The 26,049-nt window shown below is 36.2% G+C and carries 24 protein-coding genes and 1 other annotated feature; of the genes, 18 read left to right on the forward strand and 6 right to left on the reverse strand.

The annotated features are described in order from the left end of the window. Positions 1 to 150 precede the first annotated feature (150 nt). The 7 genes from ACYVEC_RS08180 (at position 151) to ACYVEC_RS08210 (ending at position 6,235) form a co-directional block, all read left to right on the forward strand. Positions 151 to 885, forward strand: coding sequence for a lipase family protein (locus ACYVEC_RS08180; protein WP_063224621.1), 735 nt, complete (start codon positions 151 to 153; stop codon positions 883 to 885). A 29-nt stretch (positions 886 to 914) separates the two neighbouring features. Further along, on the forward strand, positions 915 to 1,787 hold the full coding sequence (locus ACYVEC_RS08185; protein WP_142332908.1) for an NAD-dependent epimerase/dehydratase family protein: 873 nt from the start codon (positions 915 to 917) through the stop codon (positions 1,785 to 1,787). A gap of 53 nt (positions 1,788 to 1,840) precedes the next feature. Next, positions 1,841 to 2,017 carry a ComZ family protein gene (locus tag ACYVEC_RS08190; protein ID WP_009879752.1) on the forward strand — a complete coding sequence of 59 codons (177 nt, stop codon included), beginning with the start codon at positions 1,841 to 1,843 and terminating at the stop codon, positions 2,015 to 2,017. A gap of 232 nt (positions 2,018 to 2,249) precedes the next feature. Continuing rightward, positions 2,250 to 3,182, forward strand: a complete 933-nt coding sequence (fabH, locus tag ACYVEC_RS08195) for a beta-ketoacyl-ACP synthase III (protein ID WP_063224620.1) — start codon at positions 2,250 to 2,252, stop codon at positions 3,180 to 3,182. Positions 3,183 to 3,213: 31 nt separating this feature from the next. Beyond that, on the forward strand, positions 3,214 to 4,452 hold the full coding sequence (gene fabF / locus ACYVEC_RS08200; protein ID WP_000412643.1) for a beta-ketoacyl-ACP synthase II: 1,239 nt from the start codon (positions 3,214 to 3,216) through the stop codon (positions 4,450 to 4,452). Between the two features lie 105 nt (positions 4,453 to 4,557). Further along, positions 4,558 to 5,346 carry a DUF2268 domain-containing putative Zn-dependent protease gene (locus ACYVEC_RS08205; protein ID WP_199677684.1) on the forward strand — a complete coding sequence of 263 codons (789 nt, stop codon included), beginning with the start codon at positions 4,558 to 4,560 and terminating at the stop codon, positions 5,344 to 5,346. A gap of 142 nt (positions 5,347 to 5,488) precedes the next feature. After that, positions 5,489 to 6,235 (forward strand): YjbA family protein, encoded by a 747-nt coding sequence (locus tag ACYVEC_RS08210; RefSeq protein ID WP_063260232.1) that lies wholly within the window; start codon positions 5,489 to 5,491, stop codon positions 6,233 to 6,235. A 279-nt stretch (positions 6,236 to 6,514) separates the two neighbouring features. Here ACYVEC_RS08210 and trpS read toward each other — a convergent pair whose 3' ends face one another. Next, positions 6,515 to 7,504 carry a tryptophan--tRNA ligase gene (gene trpS, locus ACYVEC_RS08215; RefSeq protein WP_098557372.1) on the reverse strand — a complete coding sequence of 330 codons (990 nt, stop codon included), beginning with the start codon at positions 7,502 to 7,504 and terminating at the stop codon, positions 6,515 to 6,517. Positions 7,505 to 7,579: 75 nt separating this feature from the next. Beyond that, positions 7,580 to 7,796: a binding site (T-box leader), on the reverse strand. A 105-nt stretch (positions 7,797 to 7,901) separates the two neighbouring features. After that, the gene (locus ACYVEC_RS08220) at positions 7,902 to 8,282 is read right to left on the reverse strand and encodes a DUF3899 domain-containing protein (protein WP_199677683.1); all 381 of its coding nucleotides are present in this window, start codon (positions 8,280 to 8,282) and stop codon (positions 7,902 to 7,904) included. A gap of 319 nt (positions 8,283 to 8,601) precedes the next feature. Between ACYVEC_RS08220 and ACYVEC_RS08225 the strand changes: the two genes are divergently transcribed. From ACYVEC_RS08225 to ACYVEC_RS08245, 5 genes are all read left to right on the forward strand, one after another. Continuing rightward, entirely contained in the window at positions 8,602 to 10,233 is a 1,632-nt protein-coding gene (locus ACYVEC_RS08225) for a peptide ABC transporter substrate-binding protein (protein ID WP_063224614.1), read from the forward strand. A 127-nt stretch (positions 10,234 to 10,360) separates the two neighbouring features. Next, complete coding sequence (gene opp3b, locus ACYVEC_RS08230; RefSeq protein WP_063224613.1) at positions 10,361 to 11,290, forward strand: oligopeptide ABC transporter permease; 930 nt, start codon at positions 10,361 to 10,363, stop codon at positions 11,288 to 11,290. Beyond that, positions 11,287 to 12,303, forward strand: coding sequence for an oligopeptide ABC transporter permease (opp3C, locus tag ACYVEC_RS08235; RefSeq protein WP_063224612.1), 1,017 nt, complete (start codon positions 11,287 to 11,289; stop codon positions 12,301 to 12,303). Before opp3b ends, opp3C begins: the two co-directional genes overlap by 4 nt. A gap of 18 nt (positions 12,304 to 12,321) precedes the next feature. Continuing rightward, complete coding sequence (locus tag ACYVEC_RS08240) at positions 12,322 to 13,365, forward strand: ABC transporter ATP-binding protein (RefSeq protein WP_046958313.1); 1,044 nt, start codon at positions 12,322 to 12,324, stop codon at positions 13,363 to 13,365. Then, a complete protein-coding gene (locus ACYVEC_RS08245) occupies positions 13,358 to 14,293 on the forward strand; it encodes an ABC transporter ATP-binding protein (protein ID WP_063224611.1) in 936 nt (311 codons plus the stop codon). Before ACYVEC_RS08240 ends, ACYVEC_RS08245 begins: the two co-directional genes overlap by 8 nt. Before the next feature lie 131 nt (positions 14,294 to 14,424). Here the strand turns inward: ACYVEC_RS08245 and ACYVEC_RS08250 are convergent, their stop codons facing one another. Next, positions 14,425 to 15,870 carry an MATE family efflux transporter gene (locus ACYVEC_RS08250; RefSeq protein ID WP_063224610.1) on the reverse strand — a complete coding sequence of 482 codons (1,446 nt, stop codon included), beginning with the start codon at positions 15,868 to 15,870 and terminating at the stop codon, positions 14,425 to 14,427. Positions 15,871 to 16,234: 364 nt separating this feature from the next. Between ACYVEC_RS08250 and ACYVEC_RS08255 the strand changes: the two genes are divergently transcribed. Next, positions 16,235 to 17,881 (forward strand): peptide ABC transporter substrate-binding protein, encoded by a 1,647-nt coding sequence (locus ACYVEC_RS08255; RefSeq protein ID WP_060629943.1) that lies wholly within the window; start codon positions 16,235 to 16,237, stop codon positions 17,879 to 17,881. A 29-nt stretch (positions 17,882 to 17,910) separates the two neighbouring features. On the opposite strand, the gene ACYVEC_RS08260 is transcribed toward ACYVEC_RS08255, so the two are convergent. Continuing rightward, positions 17,911 to 18,114: a hypothetical protein gene (locus tag ACYVEC_RS08260; protein ID WP_000559978.1), complete on the reverse strand. Its 204-nt coding sequence runs from the start codon at positions 18,112 to 18,114 to the stop codon at positions 17,911 to 17,913. Positions 18,115 to 18,706: 592 nt separating this feature from the next. Between ACYVEC_RS08260 and spx the strand changes: the two genes are divergently transcribed. After that, positions 18,707 to 19,102, forward strand: a complete 396-nt coding sequence (gene spx, locus ACYVEC_RS08265; RefSeq protein ID WP_000258267.1) for a transcriptional regulator Spx — start codon at positions 18,707 to 18,709, stop codon at positions 19,100 to 19,102. A gap of 49 nt (positions 19,103 to 19,151) precedes the next feature. On the opposite strand, the gene ACYVEC_RS08270 is transcribed toward spx, so the two are convergent. Continuing rightward, positions 19,152 to 19,826 carry a TerC family protein gene (locus ACYVEC_RS08270; protein WP_063224609.1) on the reverse strand — a complete coding sequence of 225 codons (675 nt, stop codon included), beginning with the start codon at positions 19,824 to 19,826 and terminating at the stop codon, positions 19,152 to 19,154. Positions 19,827 to 20,168: 342 nt separating this feature from the next. Between ACYVEC_RS08270 and mecA the strand changes: the two genes are divergently transcribed. The 4 genes from mecA to pepF all read left to right on the forward strand — a co-directional run bounded on the left by mecA (position 20,169) and on the right by pepF (position 25,671). After that, positions 20,169 to 20,852, forward strand: a complete 684-nt coding sequence (gene mecA, locus ACYVEC_RS08275; RefSeq protein WP_000350711.1) for an adaptor protein MecA — start codon at positions 20,169 to 20,171, stop codon at positions 20,850 to 20,852. A gap of 72 nt (positions 20,853 to 20,924) precedes the next feature. Next, positions 20,925 to 22,469, forward strand: coding sequence for a cardiolipin synthase (locus ACYVEC_RS08280; protein WP_063224608.1), 1,545 nt, complete (start codon positions 20,925 to 20,927; stop codon positions 22,467 to 22,469). A gap of 79 nt (positions 22,470 to 22,548) precedes the next feature. Then, on the forward strand, positions 22,549 to 23,793 hold the full coding sequence (locus ACYVEC_RS08285; protein WP_098555421.1) for a competence protein CoiA: 1,245 nt from the start codon (positions 22,549 to 22,551) through the stop codon (positions 23,791 to 23,793). A 51-nt stretch (positions 23,794 to 23,844) separates the two neighbouring features. After that, positions 23,845 to 25,671 (forward strand): oligoendopeptidase F, encoded by a 1,827-nt coding sequence (gene pepF, locus ACYVEC_RS08290; protein WP_098555422.1) that lies wholly within the window; start codon positions 23,845 to 23,847, stop codon positions 25,669 to 25,671. A gap of 128 nt (positions 25,672 to 25,799) precedes the next feature. On the opposite strand, the gene ACYVEC_RS08295 is transcribed toward pepF, so the two are convergent. Next, positions 25,800 to 25,973 (reverse strand): hypothetical protein, encoded by a 174-nt coding sequence (locus ACYVEC_RS08295; RefSeq protein WP_080468697.1) that lies wholly within the window; start codon positions 25,971 to 25,973, stop codon positions 25,800 to 25,802. Positions 25,974 to 26,049: the final 76 nt, after the last annotated feature.

Genomic DNA, 26,049 nt, shown 5'->3' on the forward strand with positions numbered 1-26,049 from the left:
CACCTCTATTCGTTCAATCTGTCCTTATTGTAACACAATTGAAAAAAGAATATAGAAAAATATTTGTAGATTTTTCAACGCAAATTTGCATTCCGTTCATACATTATAAAAGAGTACTTTTATACGTTTAGAAAATAAGGCGGGGGAAAAATGAGTATTACGGAACGTTTTTTTTACTTAGAAAAAGAACCATGCGTCATTTATTTACCGGAGAAGCCGAATGGATTTTCTGTCATGCTTCTTGGTGATTACAACTACTTTATTGAGAATGGTACAAGTTTATGGACACAGCATGCGGGTAGATCTTATTTTTTAAATGGCCTTATTGAGAAAGGCTACACGGTCTTTTCTTCTAATTTATACGGAAGACACTGGGGAAACGACCAATCTGTTCGTCTAGCAAAACGCTTATATGATGTTGTATTGAGAAAAGAGACATTAAATGCGAAAATGCACATTATGGCAGATGGTATGGGTGCGCTTGTAGCACTTGAAATGATGAACAAATACCCTGAATGTATACGCTCTGTCATTATGTTAAATCCGTGTTTAGATTTACCAGAGTATGTGGAGTTTGAGAAAGAGCATAAGTTTTTTTACAAGAGGCTCGTGAAGGAATTAAGTTTGGCGTATGATTCCAAAGAAGAAGAATTAGAATCAAAAATAAATAAGAAATCATTTACGCTTCTTCCGTCTTGTGTACCTGTTAAAGTTTTCGTATCAACACAAGAAAAAAGAGGAAGAAAACAGCTGTTACGTAAATACGAGAAAATGAGGCAATTTAATCAATGCGATACTTCTGTCTTATTCCATCTGCAAGATGTGAAATATAAAATGGTTAGGCAAACGACTGATTTCTTTAAAAAATATGAAGAAGAATTGTGAAGCTCCCATATACATAAATGAGGAGCTATTTGTTTCAAGGAGAAAGGGTTGGTGGTATGGAGCGCGTACTAATTATAGGTGCACTTACATTTGTAGGTTATCACCTTGTGAATAAAATGATTGCAGAAGAAGTAGAAGTGTACGGTCTTGATTTTGATGAATTCGAGAATATGAAAAAAATTAATGAAGAGAAGTTATTGTTAATTGGGCGAAATGCGTTATTTACGTATTATTCGATAAGAGATGAAGATGGCTGGAAATCAGTAGAAGGAGAGAAGTTCGATACAGTTTACTTTTGTTTGTATGAACCAAATCAACAAAGCGGCTTTCGAAATGAAAGAGTTATATTGCAGTATTTAAAGCGAATTATAAGACTGTGTGAAGAGCATAAAGTGAAGTTAAATCTAATTTCTTCTATTAAAGTAGGAAACGCAGATGAATCCGAAAATAAACGTCTATTTTCAAGAGTGGAAGAAGGGTTAAAAAAAGGAGAGGTACAATATAGTGTATTTCGAGTTCCTACATTATATGGACCATGGCAACCATCTTTTATGATGTATCATCAGCTTATTTTATCAGAACTTGGTGAGAAAGAGTGCCATTATGCGAGTGAGGAAAACGGAAGTGATCTACTATACGTTGAAGATGTATGTGAATACTTATGGGAAAATGGAATGAACGAGGAGTATCTTGGCATATACAATTTAATTAGTGGTAAAAAGTCATTATGGAAAAAAGGTATGAACCTTTTACGTGCAGAGGATAAAGTAAATAAAGAGAATAAGGAAGAAAGAGATGAAGCTGTAGAGGTTATTTCGATAAAAAGAAATACCCCGTTAGAATACGGTTTAAATAAACAATTGGCACATATGAAAAAATATAAAGAGTTATACGAAGGATAGCGAGCGTGTTACACTATGTATGTGAAAGTTTTAATGGAGAGGAAGAACGTAATATGAATGAGAAAAGCATGCAATTTTTACAAATCGCAATGAAGCATTTACCAGAAGCAAAGGCCATTTTAGATGATAATGGAATTGCGCTTGATATGGAGAAAGCGCAGCCGGTGTTAGAGTTATTGATGAAAGTTATGAACGAAGCATATGAGCTTGGGAAAGCAGATCAAGAATAAAACCCTTCTTTTTTGAGGGGAGAGAGGCCCGAACCGTAAGTATAAGCGGTTCGGGTCTTTTTATATTTTGAAAAGACAGGGAAAGGTATTTTTCTGTTTCTTTTAATGAACAATAAAGTGAATAATGCGCTAGCTTTATGTTTTAGCTGAAATATATTCTAGACAAAAATACATTTATGTTTTAAAATTAGTACCAAGTCATAATAATTGATATAAAACGGAGGGCTGCGGTGTGAACGTGGGCATTTTAGGGATCGGAAGATATGTGCCAGAAAAAGTAGTCACAAATCACGATTTAGAGAAAATAATGGAAACATCCGATGAATGGATTCGTACGAGAACGGGAATTGCAGAAAGACGCATTGCCGATGATACAATAGATACTTCATATATGGCCGTAGAGGCTTCTAAAAAAGCACTTGAAAACGCAGGGATTAGCGGAGAGGATATCGATCTTATTTTAGTAGCAACAGTAACGCCAGATCGTGCTTTTCCAGCAGTAGCTTGTGTCATTCAAGAAGCAATTGGCGCAAAGCATGCAGCTGCAATGGATTTAAGTGCAGCATGTGCTGGTTTTATGTACGGAATGATTACAGCACAGCAATTTATTCAAACGGGAACTTATAAAAATGTATTAGTAGTTGGTAGTGATAAACTATCTAAAATTGTAGACTGGAACGATCGAAATACAGCAGTACTATTTGGGGACGGAGCCGGTGCTATCGTAATGGGAGCTGTTTCAGAAGGTAAAGGCGTTCTATCCTTTGAATTAGGAGCAGACGGAAGTGGCGGTAAGCATCTTTATCAAGACGAGTATGTTATGATGAATGGCAGAGAAGTCTTTAAATTTGCCGTGCGTCAACTTGGTGATTCTTGCCTTCGCGTTTTAGATAAAGCTGGTCTTACGAAAGAAGATGTGGATTTCTTAGTACCACATCAAGCGAACATTCGTATTATGGAATCCGCAAGAGAGAGATTAAATCTACCACAAGAAAAAATGAGTATGACAATTGAGAAGTTCGGTAATACATCAGCTTCTTCAATTCCAATTGCAATGGTAGAGGAATTGCAAAATGGACGTATTCAAGATGGTGATTTAATTATATTGGTTGGTTTTGGCGGTGGATTAACATGGGGAGCAGTCGCTCTTCGTTGGGGTAAATAAGGACTGAGAGAAAAAAAGGAGTGTATTTTGTATGGAAAAAAAGAGGGTCGTAATTACAGGACTAGGGGCTGTTACACCGATCGGTACAGATGTTGAAACAGCATGGGAAAACATTAAAAAGGGTGTATCTGGAATCGGACGACTTACAAGAATTGATCCAGAACTGTTTCCAGCAAAAGTAGCAGCAGAAATTAACGACTTTGAAGTCGAGAAATATATTGATAAAAAAGAAGCGCGCCGTATGGACCGCTTTACACAATATGCAGTAGCAGCAGCGAAAATGGCAGTTGCAGATGCAAAGCTTGAAATTACAGAAGAAAACGGACCTCGAATTGGTGTATGGATTGGTTCGGGTATTGGCGGTATGGAAACATACGAAGAACAATTTAAGATTTTTACTGAGAAAGGCCCGCGCCGCGTGAGCCCATTCTTCGTACCGATGATGATTCCAGATATGGCAGCAGGCCAAGTATCGATTGCAACAGGAGCAAAAGGAATTAACACTTGTTCTGTAACGGCTTGTGCATCTGGTGCAAACTCAATTGGTGATGCATTTAAAGCAATTCAGCGCGGTGATGCAGATGCAATGATTACAGGCGGAGCAGAGGCGCCGTTAACAAGTATGGCATTCGCAGGATTTAGCTCAGCGAAAGCATTAACATTTAATGAAGATCCAGCAACAGCTTGCCGTCCATTTGATAAAAATCGTAGCGGTTTCGTAATGGGTGAAGGTTCAGGTATTTTAATTCTTGAAGAATTAGAGCACGCATTAGCTCGTGGTGCTCACATTTACGCGGAAATTGCTGGTTATGGTGCAACTGGTGATGCATTCCATATTACAATGCCGGCTCCTGGTGGTGAAGGAGGCGTGCGTGCAATGCGTCAAGCGTTAGCTGATGCAGGTCTACAGCCAGAAGATATCGATTACATTAATGCGCATGGTACAAGTACGGATGCGAATGAAAAGTATGAAACGATGGCAATTAAAGAAACGTTCGGTGAGCATGCGTATAAAGTAGCGATTAGCTCAACGAAATCAATGACAGGTCACTTATTAGGAGCGGCTGGTGCTGTTGAAGCGATTTTCTCGATTAAATCAATTACAGACGGAGTAATCCCTCCAACAATTAACTATGAAACGCCAGATCCAGAATGTGACTTAGATTACGTACCGAATAAAGCGAGACAACAAGAAGTAAATGCAGTATTAAGTAACTCACTAGGGTTCGGTGGTCATAACGCAGTGTTAGTATTTAAATCGTATAAATAATAGATGGAATAAGGAGTTTTTTCGCAATATATTGCGAAAAAACTCCTTATTTATTTTACGTCTTTTTCTCTTTTTGCATATACATAAGAAAAAGGAGGGATAAAGATGGGGGTTATTGAAACAGCTGAGTGGTTACATCTATATTATGGACGGCCAGAAAAGCTTTGTGAGAAGTTTACGAAGTATATCCCGCTGCCAAAAGAAAGGTTGTATCGCTTTTTAATTTCTAAAGGTATGTATCGCCCGGTTATGCGAGGAGAACAGGAAATTAAAGAGTTAGAGAAAAAGGAAATTTGGAAAGAGTTACGTGCGGAGTATGAGAAACTAAAAAGTTGGTTAAAAGGTCCAGATGTCCCTGTCTTTATTTTATTATCAGATTCTTATAATCGAACTGTACAAGAAGAGTATAACGGCAGGGCTGGATTATCTATGCGTCACGTTATTTTCTTATTCGTATGTGGACGGAATTCGGTAGAAGAATTAAAAGTGTTATTGGCGCATGAATATCACCACATATGCAGGTTACATCAAATTGAGACGAAAGAAACAGAATATACATTGCTTGATACGATGATTATGGAAGGGCTAGCTGAGCAAGCAGTAACGGAAAGATATTCAGAAAAATACAATGCACCGTGGACGACGTATCTTTCAAAGGAAGAGGCTATGTATTATTGGAAAAACGTTGTACATGAAAGAATAAGTATAAAACGAGGAACAAGGGAGCACGACATCTTATTAAATGGACTTCATTCTTACCCGAAGATGCTTGGCTATGCACTTGGATTTCATATTGTCAAAGACTGTGTAGCTTTTGAAGGAGAAGATACACTTTCTTTATTATCTATAGATGCGAAAGAAATATTGAATAAAGCAAATACATTTCATATATAAAAAACAGGAGCTCTATTTCCTGTTTTTTTCGTATTAATAGAAGAAAAAATAATAATTAGAATATATTTCCTTAGGTGGAATAAAGTTAAGGAAAATTGAACATAATGATTGATACAAACAGTAGTGAAGTGAGGGGTAGTGAATGTTATATCTACATGATGTATGGGTAAATTGGTTTGAAGGTGAAGAGAATGGGTATAACGTTTGTCATTTTTACGAATGGCGAAAAGATGATACGATTGAACTATTAGATCAAGTGCCATTATTAAAAGTAGATTCCACATTATATCATTACATCGAGGACGAATTGTTAGAGCTTCCGCAAAAAATGTTGGAAGACGTACATCATAAGGCTTATATTCGTAAAAATCATGAACGTTTGCAGCAAGAGTATTGCTTTGTAGTTACAGATGGAAAAGGAATTATTGCGATCGACACAATTGGTTACAATGTGCCAATTCGAAAGAGCAGACTTATACCGCGCCAAGAGCAGATGGTATATGAGATGGTAGAAAACGTACAAGCAGAAAAGTATGAGTTCCAAGTAGAAGAAATGGAAAAAGAACATCATATTTTATCACCATCACCTTTCATTATGAATGGCTTAACTCGTAAAGAAAGACAGCTTAAACAATTATTATTTATGGCGTTAGATCAATTACATACAACGAAAAACACAGCAGAAATTCGCTATTGGTTCACAGAGTGGGATCCATCAGCATACGGAATGGTACAACATATGGAATTTGAAGATATTTGGGCTAAACTGTATGATGAAGCGAAAACAGGCTGGTCTGAGAAGCACGAACAATTATGCGAGCGTCTCGTAAAAGGACAGCCATTTTTTGAAAAGTTATGGGAAATGGAAAACGAGCAAAAGGTAAATTAAAAAAACCGCCAATTGGCGGTTTTTTTAATTGGTACAACTTAGCTCCGGCTCCTAGCCCTTCGCGTCTAAGAACCTTCCCCACGAGAAGGTAAAAAGCACCTTCTGTGGGAAAGAACCTTAGCCGTCAGGGCTAAGCAGTCGCCTCCGCTTTTTATAGAAATCCAGCTCCAGCGGCAAGAATGTTCGATGGCTTCGCGCCTTCCTGCGAGGCAAACCCCGCCTCTACGTCAGGAGCTCCATCCCCCTTACATTCTGAACGAGCCGCTTCCGCTTTATAAATTACCTCCGTTTTCTGCTTAGTCCCATTGCGTTTTCTACTTTGCGTAGTTGCTTGAATGCAACGCGGTTTGCTTTTTCGGCACCTTTGTCTAGAATTTCGTCTAGTTCTGGTGAGCTGATTAGTTCGTTATATTTGTCTTGGATTGGACGAATTGCTTCTACGACTACTTGTGCTAGGTCGCCTTTGAAGTCTCCGTATCCTTTGCCTTCGTACATTGCTTCGATGTCTTCAACTGTTTTTCCAGAGAATGAAGAGTAGATTGTTAATAAGTTAGAGATACCAGGTTTGTTTTCTTTATCGAATTTCACGATACCTTCAGAATCAGTTACGGCACTCTTAATTTTCTTTTCAATTGTTTTTGGTTCATCAAGCATGCTGATCATTGATTTTGGATTTGGATCAGATTTACTCATTTTTTTCGTAGGTTCTGTTAGTGACATAACGCGAGCCCCTACTTTTGGAATGCGAATTTCAGGAATTGTGAATACTTCACGGAAGCGCTTGTTGAAACGCTCTGCTAGGTCACGTGTTAATTCCATATGTTGTTTTTGATCATCACCAACAGGTACGATTTCAGTGTTGTAAAGTAAAATATCAGCAGCCATTAATGGTGGATACGTTAGTAATCCAGCTGGAACTGAATCTCTACCTGATGCTTTATCTTTATATTGCGTCATACGCTCTAATTCTCCAACGTAAGCAACTGATTGCATAATCCATCCTAGTTGAGCGTGTGCTGGCACTTCTGACTGTACAAATAAAGTAGCTTTTTCAGGGTCGATACCGCATGCTACATAAAGTGCAGCAAGACTGCGGATATTTTTACGAAGTTGTACGGGATCTTGAGGTACTGTAATCGCATGTTGGTTTACAATACAGAAATAACAGTCGTGTTCATTTTGAAGCTCTGTAAATTGCTTCATAGCTCCTAAATAGTTTCCAAGTGTAATCGTTCCACTCGGCTGAATACCAGAAAAGATAACTGACATAAGTAATTCCTCCTAAATTTGAATGCGTGATGGGGGAAGAGAAGGCAAACAAAAAAGCCCATTCATCCCAAAAACTATAGGGACGAATGGACCGCGGTACCACCCTAATTATTTCACTACTGTGAAATCTCTCTAATCCATAATAACGTTTGGATATAACGCCAAAGCCTACTACTTTCGGTTCGGTTTGGTGCTCAAAAGCCCATTCCACATTGTACAATTACTTGTTCACACCAGCCACAAGCTCTCTGAAATTGCCTCAATATGTACTCTTCTTTATCATCGCATACATATAAATTTATTTATTGTTACCTGAGCTCTTTTAATATGAAAGAACTAAAGTTTTATAACAAAATGTTTTGCTGATTATTATATCATATGGGATAGTGTTTGCAAACTACATCAAAATAGTAAAGCTAATGAGAGTCGAGAACAACCCAAGAACGATACCGGTAATGCAAATTGGATACGTCCATTTGAATGAATATGTTTTATAAATACGTTCTTTCTTATCGGTAGGTTCCTCTACTTCTTCAATTAAAGAGTCAATTTTTTTGTTCGTACCAAATACTCTTTGGAAAGCGTAAATTGTTACGTTAAAAAATCCATTTTGAAATATGAATAAAAAACCGCCTATAAGAATAAAAAATAGTGCGATATAAAACGAGATGTTGACAAAATTCAACAAAAATTGCGATGAAACGAGGAATGCGCCAATACTAGAAGCGATTATCGCTATGAAAATTAGTATACAAGTATGAAAAAAAACTTTATTCAAAATGTTCCCCTCCGTCAAAATATTACTAGAATTATTATACTATAAAAGCTATAATATGTACTAGAATTAATTTTTTGAAAATTATACGCAATTAAAGGTCTGATTTCAAGATGATAGTAGCAATGTTAACGTATCCCTTTACAAAAAAATTAAAAAATAAACATTTTATTAAAAATTTTAACAAAAAAACAAAAAACTATATTCACAATTGTTATATTATATGTATAATGAAAATTGTAGAAACTTGGAGATTATTCTTTCAATTCTACTTTTTTACAAGTGAGGGTACAGGAAGTGCAATTAGGGGAGGTAACACAACATGAAGAAAAAGATACCGTTAATACTTGCATCGACGTTGACAGTCAGTATGTTAGGGGCTTGTAGTTACCAAAAAGAGGATAATAAAGCAGGCGCAAAAGAAAAATCCTCAAATAAGCAAGTTTTAAATCTAACTGAGACAGCTGAAATTCCAACTATGGATACGACGTTATCGACAGATGCAACATCTTCTAACATCATGAATAACACAATGGAGGGATTATATCGTCTGGGGAAAGACGATAAACTTGTTCCAGGTGTCGCTAAATCTTATGAGAAATCAGAGGATGGCAAAAAGTATGTATTTAAGTTACGTGAAGATGCGAAATGGTCTAATGGTGAACCTGTAACAGCGAAAGACTTCGTTTATTCTTGGAGAAGAGCTGTAGATTCCAACACGGGTGCCAAGTTTGCTTACATACTATTTGATGTTAAAAATGCGGAGAAAGTTAACAAAAAAGAATTGCCAGTTGAAGAACTTGGTGTAAAGGCAATTGATGATCATACACTTGAAGTGGAATTAGATAACCCTGTTCCTTATTTTGTAAGTTTAACAGTCTATCCAACATTGTATCCTTTGAATGAGAAATTTGTAACAGAACAAGGAGCGAAATTTGGATTAGAATCCAATACGACACTTTACAATGGTCCATTCGTATTAAATGAATGGAAGCATGAACAAAGTTTCCAACTTAAGAAAAATCCAACGTATTGGGAAAATAAAGAAGTAAAACTTGAGGAAATAAACTTCAATATTGTTAAGGATCGTTCAACTGCTATAAATTTATATGAAACGAAAGCAATTGATCGTGTAGTGTTAACATCAGAGTTTGTAGATAAATACAAATCAGATGCTGATTTCAAAACGATTAAGAGACCATCTACACAATTTATTCGCTTAAATGAAAAGAATAAATTTTTAGCAAATAAAAATATCCGAAAAGCAATTGCAATGTCCTTTGAACGTGAAAATATCGGAAAAGTTATCTTAAACGATGGTTCAGAGGGTATATATGGTTTTGTTCCGAAAGGCTTAGCAAAAGGTCCGAATGGAAAAGACTTCCGTGAAGAAAACGGAAAGCTTATAAAAGAGGATATTAAAGAAGCTCAAAAATACTGGGAAGCTGGTAAAAAAGAACTTGGTGTAGACAAAGTAGAGTTAGAGCTATTAAACTTTGATACTGATGATGCGAAAAAAATCGGAGAGTACTTAAAAGGCCAATTTGAAAAGAACTTACCAGGTTTAACAGTTCCAACTAAAATGCAGCCATTTGCACAAAAATTAAAACTTGAAGCAAGTGGAGATTATGCAATGTCATATGCGGGATGGAGTCCAGATTATATGGATCCAATGTCATTCCTTGAAATGTATACGACAGGTAATGCACAAAACAAAGTAAATTATGCAAATCCAGCATATGATGATTTAATTAAAAAAGCAAAAACAGAAGTTGATGTACAAGCTCGCTGGGATGCTCTATTAAAGGCAGAAAAACAACTGCTTGAAGATGCAGCGATAGCTCCAGTATATCAACCAGGAAAAGCTTATTTACAACGCCAATCTATTACAGGTCTATTAGAACATAAATATGGCGGGGAATTTAGCTATAAGTGGGTTGAACTCAAAAACTAAAAATGGTTTCCATCATGAATAAGGGTATATGCCTATGATGGGCATGTGCTCTTATTTTTAAAAAATAAAAGTAAGAATATTTAAAACTATCTTATTGCTTTTGAGAAAAACGGGGAGGTGCTTGACTATGGGACGTTATGTATTAAAACGTTTCGTGTACATGGCTTTGACATTATTTTTAATTACTACACTGACTTTCTTTTTGATGAAATTACTTCCGGGTTCTCCGCTTAAAAACCAGGAGAAGTTATCACCGGCACAAAAAGAAATCATTCTTGAAAAATATGGTTTAAATGATCCAGTGCCAGTTCAATATGCACGTTACTTAGGTAACTTAGCAAAAGGTGATTTAGGGGTATCATTCCAATATGATAACCGTCCAGTAACAGATATGATTGTGGATCGCATTGGACCATCAGCACAACTTGGTTTACAAGCGATTATATTAGGAACATTTATCGGTTTAATTTTAGGAATCATTGCGGCACTTCGTAACAATACGTGGGTCGATTATGGGGCGACAATTATTTCCGTACTCGGGATGTCGGTACCATCGTTCGTATTCGCCGCATTACTACAATATTTCGTAGGGGTAAAACTTGGATGGTTCCCAGTAGCATTCTGGAAAGGACCAGAGTTTACAGTAATGCCTACAATCGCTTTATCGATGGCAGTTATCGCAACAATTGCACGTTTCGCTCGTGCGGAGTTGATTGAAGTTATGCAAGCTGACTACATTTTAACAGCGAAAGCGAAAGGAATTAGCCAAGGCGTTATCATTATCAAACACGCACTTCGCAACGCGTTAATTCCAGTTGTAACAATTTTAGGACCAATGGTTGCAGGATTAATTACAGGTACATTAGTTATTGAGCAAATTTATGCTGTACCAGGACTAGGGGAACAGTTCGTTAAATCTATTACAGTGAATGACTATACAGTTATTATGGGAACTACAATTTTCTATAGTGCGATTTTCATCTTAGTTATTTTCATTGTTGATATTTTATACGGAATTATTGATCCTCGTATTCGTTTAGCGGGAGGGAAAAAATGATGAAAGATGTACAAAAATTATCTCCAGATTTATTTCAACAAGCCAATCAAAATAATGTTGATAATGAAGTCATTGCCCGTCCAAGCTTAACGTTTTGGCAAGATGTAAGAAGACGTTTGTTCCAACATAAAGGGGCAATGTTCGGTTTAGTTTTATTAGCGCTTATTATCTTACTAGCAATTTTAGGACCGATGGTAAGTAAGCATTCGTATAAAGAGCAAGACTTAGGTCGTGCGAAATTACCACCGAAAATTCCAGTTATTGAAAATGTTCATTGGCTACCATTTGACGGTACAGATCAATATGGCGTTGACCAATATGAAAAACGTGATATTAAAGAGTATTTCTGGTTTGGTACAGATGATCTTGGCCGCGATTTATGGACAAGAACATGGGAAGGTACACGTGTATCGTTATATATCGCTCTTTTAGCAGCAGCGATTGACTTAGTAATTGGGGTTGCTTATGGAGGTATTTCAGCGTTCTATGGCGGTAGAGTAGATAACATTATGCAACGTGTTATGGAGATTATTAACGGTATTCCATACTTAATCATCGTTATTTTAATGGTAATCATTATGGGATCTGGTATATGGTCAATTACACTCGCAATGGCAATTACAGGTTGGATAGGGATGTCGCGTATCGTTCGTGGACAAATCCTAAAATTAAAAAACCAAGAATATGTATTAGCATCTCGTACATTAGGTGCAACAAATACACAATTAATTGTAAAACACTTAATCCCGAACGTAATGGGACCAATTATCGTAATGACAATGTTTACAATTCCAACAGCGGTGTTTGGTGAGGCGTTCTTAAGCTTCATCGGTTTAGGTATTCAGCCACCATTCGCATCACTTGGTTCTCTTGTAAATGACGGTTATAAATCAATTCAAACGTATCCACATATGATGTTCATCCCAGCGGTTGTCATCAGTATGTTAATCTTAGCATTCAACTTAATGGCAGACGGATTACGCGACGCGTTAGATCCAAAAATGCGTAAGTAAAAGAGGGGAGAAGTAAAAATGAAAACATTGCTAGAGGTAAAAGATTTGCAAGTCTCCTTTGATACACATGCAGGTGAAGTACAAGCTGTACGCGGTGTTACTTTTGATTTGAAAAAAGGAGAAACATTAGCGATTGTAGGAGAATCTGGTTCTGGGAAATCAGTTACTTCTAAAGCGTTAATGGGATTAATTCCGAATCCTCCAGGTCGTATTAAAAACGGTGAAATCATATTTGAAGGTCGTGACTTAACGAAATTAACAGAAAAAGAAATGCAACAGGTGCGCGGTAAAGATATCGCGATGATTTTCCAAGATCCAATGACATCATTAAACCCAACGATGACAATTGGAAATCAAATTATGGAAGGCCTTATTAAACACCAAGGAATGAGTAAAGCAGATGCACGTAAAGTTGCATTAGAATTAATCGACCTTGTAGGTATTCCAAATCCGGAAGCGCGCTTAAAACAATATCCTCACCAATTCTCAGGTGGTATGAGACAGCGTGTAGTTATTGCGATGGCGTTAGCTTGTAATCCAAAATTATTAATTGCCGATGAGCCGACAACAGCGCTAGACGTTACAATTCAGGCGCAAATTTTAGAGCTTATGAAAGACATTCAGCAAAAAACAGAAGCGGCAATCATTTTCATTACGCATGACTTAGGTGTAGTGGCAAACGTTGCTGATCGCGTGGCAGTTATGTACGCTGGTAAAGTTGTTGAAATCGGAACTGTAGATGAAATTTTCTACAATCCAAAACATCCGTACACTTGGGGCTTAATTGCATCTATGCCAAGTTTAGATGGTTCAGAAGAAGAGCTATATGCAATCCCTGGAACGCCTCCAGATTTATTGAAGCCGCCAAAGGGAGATGCTTTTGCACCACGTAACCCACAGGCACTGAAAATTGATTTTGAAATGGACCCACCTTTATTTAAAGTAAGTGATACACACTATGCGGCAACTTGGTTACTTCACGAGCAAGCTCCAGAAGTAAAACCGCCGGCAGTCGTTGAAAAACGCATTCTTCAAATGAAAGCAGGTGAACAACATGACTAAACAACGTGAGAAATTAATTGAAGTAAAAAATGTAAAGCAGCACTTCGACGTGAGTGGTGGTGTTGTCAAAGCGGTTAATAATATTTCATTTGATATTTACCGCGGAGAAACATTTGGTCTTGTAGGAGAATCAGGTTGTGGTAAATCGACAACTGGAAGAACGATTATTCGTTTATATGATGCAACTGCTGGTGAAGTATTGTTCGATGGTGAAAATGTACATGGTAAAAAATCACGCGCAGAACTGAAGAAGTTCAACCGTAAAATGCAAATGATTTTCCAAGATCCATATGCATCATTAAATCCTCGTATGACAGTAGGGGATATTATCGCAGAAGGTATTGATATTCACGGATTAGCAAAAGGCAAAAAAGAGCGTATGGAACGTGTTCATGAGCTGTTAAATACAGTTGGTTTAAATAAAGAGCACGCAAACCGTTTCCCACATGAATTCTCAGGTGGACAACGTCAACGTATCGGTATCGCACGCGCACTTGCTGTAGAACCTGAATTTATCATTGCCGATGAGCCAATCTCAGCACTTGACGTATCAATCCAGGCGCAAGTTGTAAACTTACTGAAAAAATTACAAAAAGAAAAAGGTTTAACATACTTATTCATTGCCCATGATTTATCAATGGTAAAATACATTAGTGACCGCATTGGCGTAATGTATCGTGGTCAAATCGTTGAGCTAACAACAAGTGATGAGTTATATGCGAATCCAATTCATCCATATACAAAATCACTATTATCAGCAATTCCACTTCCAGATCCAGATTATGAGCGTAATCGTAAACGTATTGTATACGATCCGTCACAGCATGATTATGGTAGTGAAGCACCAACAATGCGTGAAATTCGCCCAGGACATTTCGTGTTATGTTCTGAAGCGGAATATAAGAAATATAAAGAGATTTATCAATAATCAAAAGAGCCATTCTTCCGTTACAGAAAGATGGCTCTTTTTCTACTATATAAACAGTTGTATTGCTAACATTTGTCGGTAAGTGAATATAAATGTTATTTACCAATGAATTCATCTTGATTAAACGAGTGTTATTGCACCTGAACAGAAACAGTCTCTTCTTTTTCTTCAGGTGTAACGAGTGCATAACGCTCCCACGCTCTGCTTTTCCAGCGGAAGAACATAATAATGGCACGCGTCCATTCGTCAATAGCAATCGCTAGCCAAATACCAATGAGCCCCATATCTAAATGGAAGGCGAAAAAGTAACCGAGTGGTAAACTCATTAACACCATAGAGAATGCACCGATTAAAACTGGGTACTTTGCATCACCAGCTGCACGAAGTGAATTGATGATAACGATGTTCATCGTACGTCCCGTTTCAAGTAGTACACTTAGTAAAAGAACTGACGCACCTAATGTAATAATGTGCGGATTATCTGTAAATAGTCCCATTAATTGTGTGCGGAATGTAATAACGAGAGCAACCATACATAAAGTGACTCCAATTGCCCATTTTACACTTTTCCATACACGTTCATACGCTTCATCTTTTTCACCACCGCCAACAAGGCGACCGATAATAATTGCCGTTCCCATACCGATCGCAATGGCGAATAAATAAGTGAACATAGAGATGTTAGTAGCGTATTGTCTAGCCGCTAATGATTCTGTTCCTAAGTATGTTGCATAGTATAAGAAGACAATTTGACAAGCTTGATACATAACCTGCTCAAATGCAGATGGAATCCCGATCTTTAAAATTTTCCCGATGTATTCTTTTGATAAGGTGAAGTAATATTGTAATTTTACACGGTATTCCATAACGCGGTACAGTAACCAGAAGAAAACGATAAGTGCGATTAGCCTGCTGACAGCAGAAGAAATGGCAGCCCCTTGTACACCGAGTTCTGGGAAACCGAATTTCCCGAAAATGAGTACGTAGTTTCCAGCGATATGAATAATATTCATTCCAAGTGAAATAAACATCGCTTGCTTTGTGAAGCCATGTACGCGGATAATTGCGGCTAATGAATTAATAATAGCTTGAAGGAAAATAGCTCCTCCGACGATAGATAAATAGCTTTGTGCATACATGAGTACATCGTCTTGTAAGTTCATTGCCATCATCATATGTTTTGAAAATAAAAGAAAACCAGCGCTTATAACGAGTCCGACCACTAAATTTAATGTGACGGCTAAAGCTGATATTTTAGATGCTTCCATAAAACGTTTGGAACCGAGGTATTGAGATACGACGATAGCTGCGCCGTTCCCGATGACTTCTAGTACCAAAATAGCGATATGGAGATATTGATTCGCTGCACCAACCCCAGATACAGCATCGTCTGATAATGCACTTAACATGAAAGTATCAGCGATCCCCATTAACATAAATAGAAAAACTTCTAGAAAAATAGGCCATGTTAATAAGAATAAACTTAGTTTCTCAGTAGGCCCGTTTTTTGCCTGAATTGCTGTCATGTCCGTCCCCTCTTTACCGATATCTATTTTTAGCAAAGTGTATCGTAACATACTTTCTTATCCTTTGCACTCATTTTAACCTACATATCTTTATTATGAAGGGAGCGCTATTTTATGATAAAAAGAGAAGGATAATTATGCGAAAAGTATTATGAGATATAAATTTTGTTTTTCTCTGATAATTTAGAAAAAATATAAAAACAACTATTTTCAACGCTTTAGTAAGGAAAAACAGCAATATGAAACGTTTACAAAGGTTTATTTTTTAACAGAAAATTTTAATAAAATAGAAATATAAATATACAAAAAATATATTTGTGTGTATAATATGAATTATTAGAACATATATATATTTCTTTTTTTTTTTTTTTTTTTTGAAAATGAAAGGGCTAACATTTTTGTGGAGGGTGGAAGTATGAAAAAAAAGATGCCAGTTTTTGTAGTATCAACAGTAGCGATGAGCATGATGTTAGGGGCATGTAGCTACCAAAAAGATGAGCCGCAAGCGAACGCAAAAGGGGATAGCGGGAAAAGCGGTGCGAAGCAAGTCATTAACTTAATTGAAACACAAGAAATTCCAACGATGGATCCAGCGTTATCAGCTGATGCAGTTTCTTCAAGAGTAATGACTAATACGATGGAAGGCTTATACAGTTTAGGAAAAGATGATAAGCTTGTTCCAGGTGTAGCAAAGGAATTCCAAAAGTCAGAAGACGGTAAAAAATATACATTTAAATTACGTGAAGACGCAAAATGGTCGAATGGTGAGCCTGTGACGGCGAAAGATTTCGTGTACGCATGGCAAAGAGCAATTAACCCAGATACAGCTGCGAAATCTGCGTACATTATGTATGATATAAAAAATGCAGAGAAAATTAATAAAAAAGAGATGAGTCCAGATCAATTAGGTGTAAAAGCGATTGATGATTATACATTAGAAGTGGAATTAGACAATTCAATTCCATATCTTGTAGATTTAATGGTATATCCAATCTTCTATCCTGTGAATGAAAAGTTTGTGAAAGAGCAAGGTACGAAGTTTGGTTTGGAAGCGAATACAACACTTTATAACGGACCATTTACACTAAGTGATTGGCAACATGAACGTAGCTTTAAAATGACAAAGAGCGCGTCATATTGGGACAATAAAGAAGTGAAGATTGAGGAAGTAAACTTTAATATTGTAAAAGATACGTCCACGCCAATTAATTTATATGAAACAAACGCAGTCGATCGAGCGACGTTATTAGCAGAGTTCATCGATAAATATAAAGGAAAACCAGATTTCCAAACAGTAGAAGATACATCTGTATTCTTCCTTCGTTTAAATCAAAAAGATCCAGCGTTAGCAAATAAAAATATTCGTAAAGCAATTTCACTTGCTTTTGAACGTAAGCCGTTCGTTGATACATTATTAAATAACGGTTCTAAGCCAGCAACAGGATTAATTCCTGATAACTTCATTAAAGGACCGGATAAAAAGGACTTCCGTGCTGTAAATGGAGATATTGTAAAACCAAACGTGAAAGAAGCGAAGAAATATTGGGAAGCTGGTAAAAAAGAGCTTGGTAAAAATGAAATCGAATTAGAGTTATTAAATGAAGATGTTGAATTATCGAAGAAAACGGGTGAATATTTAAAAGGTGAGTTAGAAAAGAATTTACCAGGTTTAACAGTGAAAATTAAACAACAACCATTTGCACAAAAACTAAAATTAGAAGATGCGGGCGATTTCGTCATGTCATTCTCTGGATGGAGTGCAGACTTCCCAGATCCAATTACATATCTTGATATGTTCGTAACTGATGGATCACAAAATAAAATGAAATATTCTAACCCGAAATATGATGAAATTATCATGAAAGCAAAGAAAGATGGAAGCGATGTAAATGCTCGTTGGAAAAGCTTACTAGAAGCGGAGAAAATGTTACTTGATGATGCTGCAATTGTTCCAGTATATCAACGTGGTAGAGCATACTTACAAAGAGAATCAATTAAAAATATGTACAACCATAAATATGGCGGCGACTTAAGCTTTAAATGGGCGTCAGTAGAGAAATAAGAAAAAAGCAGGTGATTACCTGCTTTTTTTTAATACGTACGTTTCTTATAAATGCCTTTCCCGCCAACTTGATTCCAGCCGGATTGAACATCCAAGCTTTTATTAACAAACTTCATCTTTTCTTTCCCGCCAAAGAGTTTTTCACCAATGCTATTTGTAATGACACCAATCAATGCTGTTATTCCGATGATGAGGGCCGCAACAGTGACAAAATCAATAAAAAAAGCAATCATTTGAAAATTCCCCCTTTGCCTGTCTGTATTTTTATTGTATGAGATAAAAGATAAAAAAGAAAGAAATGTCAGAAAAATAATTGATTTATTTTAGAAATCGTATAGACATGAATGAGAATGTTTGTTAAAATAAGAACAAATGTTCTTTTTATTCTCACTTATATAGTCTTACATTTCTTAATTGATTTATCAGGAAAAGGTAAGAAAACGTTCTCTTTTTCATAGGAAAGATTATGAGAAAATAACTATATATCACATGAAAAATCTATGAAAAGCAAGCGTTAAGAGGGTTGAAGGTTAGTGTTAAAGAACAGTTAATATAAGTGTGGTCATGTTACATAGCAGTGGAATACACGGAAGAGTTTTCTCAATTAGAAGGAAATTTACTGTATATTTCTTGCAAAATCTATTGTATAATGATTATAGAAGTTACTTATTAAAAGTAATTGTTGTTTGCTAAAAGTTGTTGCTTACATGAAATGCGATTTTTGCACTTTGTTTTAAGACAAGGTATCGCAAAAAATTGCTGGATTTAGAAATTTAAACTGTAATTAGTACAGAATTTGTACTCTTTAAGGAGAGTGAGCTTTGTATGGTAACATTATATAGTTCTCCAAGCTGTACGTCTTGTAGAAAGGCGAAGTTATGGCTAGAGGAAAATCATATTCCTTATACAGAACGTAATATTTTCTCAGATCCATTAACAATTGAGGAAATTAAAGAGATTTTACGTATGACAGAAAGCGGGACGGATGAGATTATTTCTACTCGTTCGAAAGTTTTCCAAGAATTAAATGTAAACTTAGAGTCTTTACCACTTCAAGATTTATATAAGATGATCCGTGACTATCCAGGGATTTTACGTCGTCCAATTATGATTGACGAGAAACGCCTTCAAGTAGGTTACAATGAAGACGAAATCCGCCGCTTCTTACCACGTACAGTAAGAACGTTCCAATTGCGTGAAGCACAGCGTCTTGTAAATTAATTATAATAATATGAAAACCTTCTACCTATTATATAGTAGAAGGTTTTTTTTAATGTTTCACATTGCGTAATCGAACTTGTTGAACGATAAAGCCGATGCATAAAATGGTGAAAATAAACAAGTACGGAATGCTTGCAGTGAAACTCGGGTTGTTATGAAAAAAGGTTGCAAGTCGGTCTTCATGTGTGACCATTTTTCCTGCTGTATAGGAGAGAATCGCTGCCCCGCAATAAATGAGGAATGGAAAGCGTTCCATAAGTATTAAAATGAGTTTGCTGCCCCAAATAATAATCGGGATAGAAATGAGTAAGCCGATTATTACGAGTGAAAATCTTCCGTGAGCTGCTCCTGCAATGGCAATAACGTTGTCAAATCCCATAACGAGATCCGCGAATACTATTGTACGCACAGCTTGAAATAAAGTTGTTTTTCCTTGAATAGAAGAAAGATCGTTGCTATTATCAGTTAGTAAATTTACTGCAATTAATGTAAGTAAAACGCCCCCGGTCAGTTGCAGAAATGGAATGTCGAGTAAATAGACAGCTAGTATAGTAAGGACAATTCTTAGTACGATTGCTAAAAGAGTACCGATCAAAATGGCTTTATTTCGCTTTGATTCAGGTAAATTTCGGCTAGCTAGTGCGATGACAATTGCGTTGTCACCACCTAATACAACATCGATACCGACAATCATTAGTACAGATGTTAAAAACTCTAAGTCCATTCGTCTGCCTCCATTTATGATGTTTTAATAAGCGAACTATATGTATGTTGTGAAGAGAGAGATTAAATAATCTTCTCTAATAACAGTTTCACTTTATTACAGTGTACGGGGGAAGGTGGAAATGTATGTCCAAATTTTTTATGAGTGAGAAATCGCTATAATGATATATTTGTGTAGATGGTCGAATAAAGATAGGCATATAACTATTTTTGTAAAATAAATCGATTTTATTTCCATTCTGGAGAATCTTATCATAAAATGAGAGTACAAGAATCTATTGATTTGTCATATGAGTGGGGAATCCCTTCATAACAATTCTAAGCAGGAAGGGAGAGTTGTATTTTGGATATTGAAAGAATTAATGACCATACGATGAAATTTTTTATTACGTACATTGATATAGAGGACAGAGGGTTTAATCGTGAAGAGATTTGGTACGACCGCGAACGAAGTGAAGAGCTCTTTTGGGAGATGATGGACGAAGCTCGTGATCATGATGATTTCTTTATTGATGGGCCGTTATGGATTCAAGTGCAAGCAGTCGATAAAGGGATTGAAGTACTTGTCACGAAAGCAGAGCTTTCAAAGGATGGACAAAAGTTAGAACTACCGATAGGTGTAGATAAAATTATAGACATTCCTCTAGATGAAGGTATTGAATCATTATTCCAGCAAGAATTAGTGGAAGAGGTAGAAGAACAAGCAGGAACAAACTTTAACGAAGATGGTACGTTTGGCTTTTTAATTAAGTTTAATGATTTTGAAGATGTCATTTCATTAAGTCATCGTCTTATCTTTGAGGATATAAAAGATGAGCTATATTCATTTGAGAACCGCTATTATGTATATGTGGAATTCGATGAAGTGCTACATGATGAAGAAGAAATTGATCGTATTTTAAGTATTGTTTTAGAATACGGAGAAGAATCAACTTTAACAATTCATCGTGTAAGTGAGTATGGGAAACAAATTGTGAAAGAGCATGCGCTTGAAACAATTCGCAATAATTTTCCTGCTAAAACGTAGGCCGATTTCTGTAGTATGAAATCGGCTTTTTATATGAAGAATAGGAAAGCTTTCTTAGTAAGGAGGTAAGAGATGAAAAATACGTTAAAGTTGATTTTCTTTGTTTTACTATTGTTCGCATTATTTGTTTCGTTACGTATGTTTATTGATGTTGCATTTTATTCGGATGTAATTGGGATAAAAGATGTTTCGATTTTAGGTATTATTAGTATTTTATTTACGGTATCTGCATTTTTAATTGGCTGCGTTATTTTCTTAGAGAACCGTCATCCGTCTAAAACACTTACATGGCTCATTGTGTTAGGTATTTTTCCGGTATTTGGATTCTTCGCTTATTTATTATTTGGACAGAACTTTCGGAGGAAGAGAATGTTCCAAAAGAAGGCGCTGCTCGATGAACAAGCGTTTTTACAATATAAGGGGCATGAAGATTACGAAGAACGGATTTTGCGCAATCATAAGCATCAAGAGCTGTTATTTCGTTTAGCGGATCGCTTAGGCGCTTTAAATATTTCATTTCAAACTGAAACGAGAACATTAACAAATGGAGATGAAACGTTTCAGGCCATTTTAGATGGATTAAAACGAGCGAAACACCACATTCATATGGAATATTACATTGTGCGTGATGATAAGCTTGGAACAGAAATTAAAGATATTTTAATACAAAAATCAAAAGAAGGCGTAGTCGTTCGTTTTTTGTATGATGCGGTTGGTAGTTTTAAATTATCCAAATCGTATATTGCAGAATTAAACGATGCAGGTGTCGAAATGATCCCGTTCTTTCCTGTGCGCTTTCCGATTTTAAACGATAAGATTAATTATAGAAACCACCGAAAAATCGTTATTATTGATGGAAATGAAGGATTTGTAGGAGGTTTAAATATTGGTGATGAATATTTAGGGAAGGATAAGTACTTCGGCTTTTGGCGAGACACGCATTTATATTTGCGTGGTGAAGCTGTACAAAGTTTACAGCTTATTTTCCTTCAAGATTGGTTTTATATGACTGGTGAGGCTGTGCTAGCCCCTGAATATTTACAAGCGAAAGCAGTTGAGGGGGATCATTGGGGAGGTGTGCAGCTCGTTGGAGGTGGACCGGATAATAAATGGGAAACCATTAAACATTTATATTTTGCCATGATTGCTTCAGCGCGGAAATCCATTTGGATTGCGACGCCATATTTCATTCCGGATGATGATATTTTATCTGCATTAAAGGTAGCTGCACTTGCTGGTATTGATGTTCGTTTGTTAATGCCGAGTAAGCCTGATAAGCGCACTGTCTTTTACGCATCGAGATCGTACTTCCCAGAGCTTTTAGATGCAGGGGTAAAGATATATGAATATGAAAAAGGTTTTCTCCATAGTAAAGTTGTCATTGTCGATTCTGATTTAGCTTCAATTGGGACAGCTAATATGGATATGAGAAGTTTTCATTTGAACTTTGAAGTAAATGCCTTTTTATATGATACAGATAGCATTCGAAAACTTGTTCAAGATTTTAAAGACGATTTAGAAGAATCCAGTGAAATTCATGTCGATCGTTTTCATAAAAGGCGTCTTCATAGACGAATTGTTGAATCAACGTATCGCCTATTATCGCCTTTATTATAAAAAGAGATGTCCGAAATTGGGACATCTCTTTTTTAAAGGAATTTGTAACAAATTGTAGAATATAAGGAGCTGAAAGGGTGTGATTCCGATGTTTATCGCCAAAAGAGAAAACGGAGAAAAAATTCATCTACTCTATCATCATGATGAAGAGCTTTTACACCGTATGCGTAAAATGGAGAGCTTCTTTTGCATAGCTTGTGGGAAGGAAGTGCAAATGAAATTAGGGAAACAAAAAAAGTGGCATTTTGCTCATAAGAAAGTGGATTCATGTTTAGCATTTTATGAAGCAGAATCTATATATCATATGCATGGTAAAGAATTGTTATATAGGTGGTTCGAACAGCAAAATTTTCATGTAGATATAGAGCATTATCTTCCAGAGATTCAGCAACGACCAGATATTTTCATAGAGAGAGCAGGGAGAAAAATTGCGATTGAATACCAGTGTGCAAATCTTTCTATAGAGCAGTTGTACAAACGAACCTATTCGTATTGGCAAGTTGGTATACAGGTCATTTGGATCATTGGTGGAAATCAATTGAAAAAGCACTCTGCCTATTGGATGAAATTCTCCTCACTTATGGCTTTCTCCTTACAATCTTATCCTCAGCCACTTCTTATTTTCTTCTGTTCAAAACAAAAATCATTTATGAAATGCGCATTTATCACTTCATTTTCTACAAGCGTCTCTTTCTCGCATATTATATATTTACCAATTGAAACGACTACTTTTGAAATACTCTTTTCTTCTGTTCCTTTCCAAAAGGAAATATTAGACCGAGAATGGAAGAAGCGAAAGGACTATTTTCGTCAAAACGCTCTGCCTATTTGGAATTATAATCATAAGTCATTATTACGCCTCTTATATCAATGTAGATGTACCCCAGCAAATTTTCCTTCTGAAATCGGTGTGCCGCTCCCGTCTTCATTTGCTTTTCAAACAAATCCATTTATATGGCAAGCTTTTCTATATATGAAGTGTGTAGGTGAGCTTATGGTAGGAGATTGCCTTTCCCTTCAATATGTGTGTAGTTATGTGAAAAAGTATACGAAAAGGCGCATGCTCCCGTACTTTTCACAGCATATATGGAAAGTGGCGGTTACTGAATATATGACATTTTTATGCTATACAGGTATATTGCAGAAAGTAGGGACTTATAAGTACCGGAAAATAAGGGGGATAACTATGTTAAAAACAGAGCAGGAAGTTATGAAATATGATGAAGTTTGCTTAGCGTATGCCTTATCTTTATTTGAGGCAAAGTACAACATGAGAGAAGGAAAAGGGGATATAATAAAGACTGATCGTGAAGGAATTACATAAGAAAAAATCGAATTGTATGTAAGTAGAGATATTTAAAGGAGGGCTTAAAGGATGTCTGAACAAAACACAGCAAAAACATTACCAGATCGCAACGAGATTGAAGAATCAAGTACGTGGCGATTAGAAGATATTTTCCAAACAGATGCAGAATGGGAAAAAGAATTTCAAGCTATTAAAGATCTATTACCGAAGTTAACTGAATTTAAAGGGAAACTTGGTGACTCTGCGAACAATTTACTTGAAGCATTGCAATATGAAGATGAAATTTCAATGCGATTAGGTAAGCTATATACATATGCACATATGCGTTACGATCAAGATACAACAAACTCTGTGTATCAAGCATTAAATGATCGCGCGACAAATTTATATTCACAAGTATCCAGTAGTACAGCATATATTGTGCCTGAAATTTTATCGATTTCAGAAGATACACTGCAAACATTCTTGAAAGAAAATAGAGACTTAAGTATATATGAACATGCATTAGAAGAAATTACGCGTCAACGCCCGCACGTATTATCTGAAGCAGAAGAGGCTCTATTAGCAGAAGCATCTGAAGTAATGAGTGCATCAAGTAATACATTTGGTATGTTGAATAATGCGGATTTGAAATTCCCATCTATTAAAGGTGAGGATGGAGAAGAAGTAGAAATTACACATGGTCGTTACATTCAGTTTTTAGAAAGTGATGATCGTCGTGTACGCGAAGATGCATTCAAAGCTGTATATGAAACGTACGGAAAATATAAGAACACATTTGCAAGTACGTTAAGCGGAGCGGTGAAGCGTAATAATTTCAATGCGCGCGTTCGCAAATACGATTCTGCACGTCAAGCTGCATTAAGTAATAATAATATTCCTGAAGCGGTGTATGATCAACTTGTTGAATCCGTAAATGATAATTTAAACTTGCTACATCGTTACATTGATATTCGTAAGCGTGCACTAGGACTTGATGAGCTTCATATGTATGATTTATATACACCACTTGTACCAGAAGTGAAAATGAACGTGAAGTATGAAGAAGCACAAGACATGTTATTAAAGTCTCTAAATGTCCTTGGTGATGAGTATGTTGACATTTTAAAAGAAGCATATGAAAATCGCTGGGTAGATGTGTATGAGAATAAAGGAAAGCGAAGTGGAGCATATTCATCTGGTGCATATGGAACAAATCCGTATATTTTAATGAACTGGCATGATAATGTAAATAATTTATTTACGCTTGCTCATGAGTTTGGTCATTCCGTGCATAGTTACTATACAAGAAAAACGCAGCCGCACGTATACGGTGATTATTCAATCTTCGTTGCGGAAGTAGCATCAACTTGTAATGAAGCGTTACTAAACGATTATTTATTAAAAACGACAGAAGATAAGAAAGAGCGTCTATACTTATTAAATCATTATTTAGAAGGATTCCGTGGTACTGTATTCCGTCAAACGATGTTCGCAGAGTTTGAGCATATTATTCATAAGAAAGTACAAGAGGGACATGCGGTTACGCCAGACATGTTAACGGAGATCTACTATGGTTTAAATAAGAAATATTTCGGTGATGCTTTAGTAATCGATGAAGAAATTGGTTTAGAGTGGTCTCGTATTCCGCACTTCTACTATAATTATTACGTATACCAATACGCAACAGGATTTAGTGCTGCAACGGCTCTATCTAAACAAATTTTAGAAGAAGGGCAACCAGCAGTAGAACGTTACATTAATGAGTTCTTAAAAGCAGGAAGCTCGGATTATCCAATTGAAGTGCTGAAAAAGGCTGGAGTAGATATGGCATCTCCAGAACCGGTAAAAGAAGCGCTACAAGTATTTGAAGAGAAATTAAATGAATTAGAAGCATTATTATTTGAAGAGAAGTAATAAAAAAGACGAGGGATTTACCTCGTCTTTTTGTTTGGATATAATTTTGTCGATATTTGTCGATGTAATAAAACGAATTTCCTTCTTTTTTCTAAATTAGAAGGCAGTTTTGCAGTTGGTTTTTGTAGTTAAAACCCTTTAAAGCGTTTTTTATGGTTGAAATAAGAGAGAGCGATGACAATGACTCCAAATAAAAGAGGGAAGGCAATAATTTTAGGGAAAGCTTGTAGTAGAGAGAGGATGTACAAGAAAAAAGAAACGATGATAGCTAGTAAGATTAGTAAAATATACGTTTTTTTCATACAGAACACCTCCAAAAGAGCTTTTTTATAGCTTATTCAGAAATGAAAACGTTTAGAATGTGACAAAAGTGTGAAA

Source organism: Bacillus sp. MN7755 (genome assembly GCF_054771475.1).

Excerpts from the sequence above, each read along its gene's own strand:
- opp3b (WP_063224613.1), top strand. The coding sequence starts at position 10,361 with ATGGGACGTTATGTATTAAAACGTTTCGTGTACATGGCTTTGACATTA.
- ACYVEC_RS08280 (WP_063224608.1), top strand. The coding sequence starts at position 20,925 with ATGAAAAATACGTTAAAGTTGATTTTCTTTGTTTTACTATTGTTCGCA.
- ACYVEC_RS08255 (WP_060629943.1), top strand. The coding sequence starts at position 16,235 with ATGAAAAAAAAGATGCCAGTTTTTGTAGTATCAACAGTAGCGATGAGC.
- ACYVEC_RS08250 (WP_063224610.1), bottom strand. The coding sequence starts at position 15,870 with ATGTTACGATACACTTTGCTAAAAATAGATATCGGTAAAGAGGGGACG.
- spx (WP_000258267.1), top strand. The coding sequence starts at position 18,707 with ATGGTAACATTATATAGTTCTCCAAGCTGTACGTCTTGTAGAAAGGCG.
- ACYVEC_RS08260 (WP_000559978.1), bottom strand. The coding sequence starts at position 18,114 with ATGATTGCTTTTTTTATTGATTTTGTCACTGTTGCGGCCCTCATCATC.
- ACYVEC_RS08295 (WP_080468697.1), bottom strand. The coding sequence starts at position 25,973 with ATGAAAAAAACGTATATTTTACTAATCTTACTAGCTATCATCGTTTCT.
- ACYVEC_RS08245 (WP_063224611.1), top strand. The coding sequence starts at position 13,358 with ATGACTAAACAACGTGAGAAATTAATTGAAGTAAAAAATGTAAAGCAG.
- fabF (WP_000412643.1), top strand. The coding sequence starts at position 3,214 with ATGGAAAAAAAGAGGGTCGTAATTACAGGACTAGGGGCTGTTACACCG.
- opp3C (WP_063224612.1), top strand. The coding sequence starts at position 11,287 with ATGATGAAAGATGTACAAAAATTATCTCCAGATTTATTTCAACAAGCC.
- ACYVEC_RS08190 (WP_009879752.1), top strand. The coding sequence starts at position 1,841 with ATGAATGAGAAAAGCATGCAATTTTTACAAATCGCAATGAAGCATTTA.
- ACYVEC_RS08240 (WP_046958313.1), top strand. The coding sequence starts at position 12,322 with ATGAAAACATTGCTAGAGGTAAAAGATTTGCAAGTCTCCTTTGATACA.
- trpS (WP_098557372.1), bottom strand. The coding sequence starts at position 7,504 with ATGTCAGTTATCTTTTCTGGTATTCAGCCGAGTGGAACGATTACACTT.
- pepF (WP_098555422.1), top strand. The coding sequence starts at position 23,845 with ATGTCTGAACAAAACACAGCAAAAACATTACCAGATCGCAACGAGATT.
- ACYVEC_RS08270 (WP_063224609.1), bottom strand. The coding sequence starts at position 19,826 with ATGGACTTAGAGTTTTTAACATCTGTACTAATGATTGTCGGTATCGAT.
- ACYVEC_RS08210 (WP_063260232.1), top strand. The coding sequence starts at position 5,489 with ATGTTATATCTACATGATGTATGGGTAAATTGGTTTGAAGGTGAAGAG.
- ACYVEC_RS08225 (WP_063224614.1), top strand. The coding sequence starts at position 8,602 with ATGAAGAAAAAGATACCGTTAATACTTGCATCGACGTTGACAGTCAGT.
- ACYVEC_RS08205 (WP_199677684.1), top strand. The coding sequence starts at position 4,558 with ATGGGGGTTATTGAAACAGCTGAGTGGTTACATCTATATTATGGACGG.
- ACYVEC_RS08180 (WP_063224621.1), top strand. The coding sequence starts at position 151 with ATGAGTATTACGGAACGTTTTTTTTACTTAGAAAAAGAACCATGCGTC.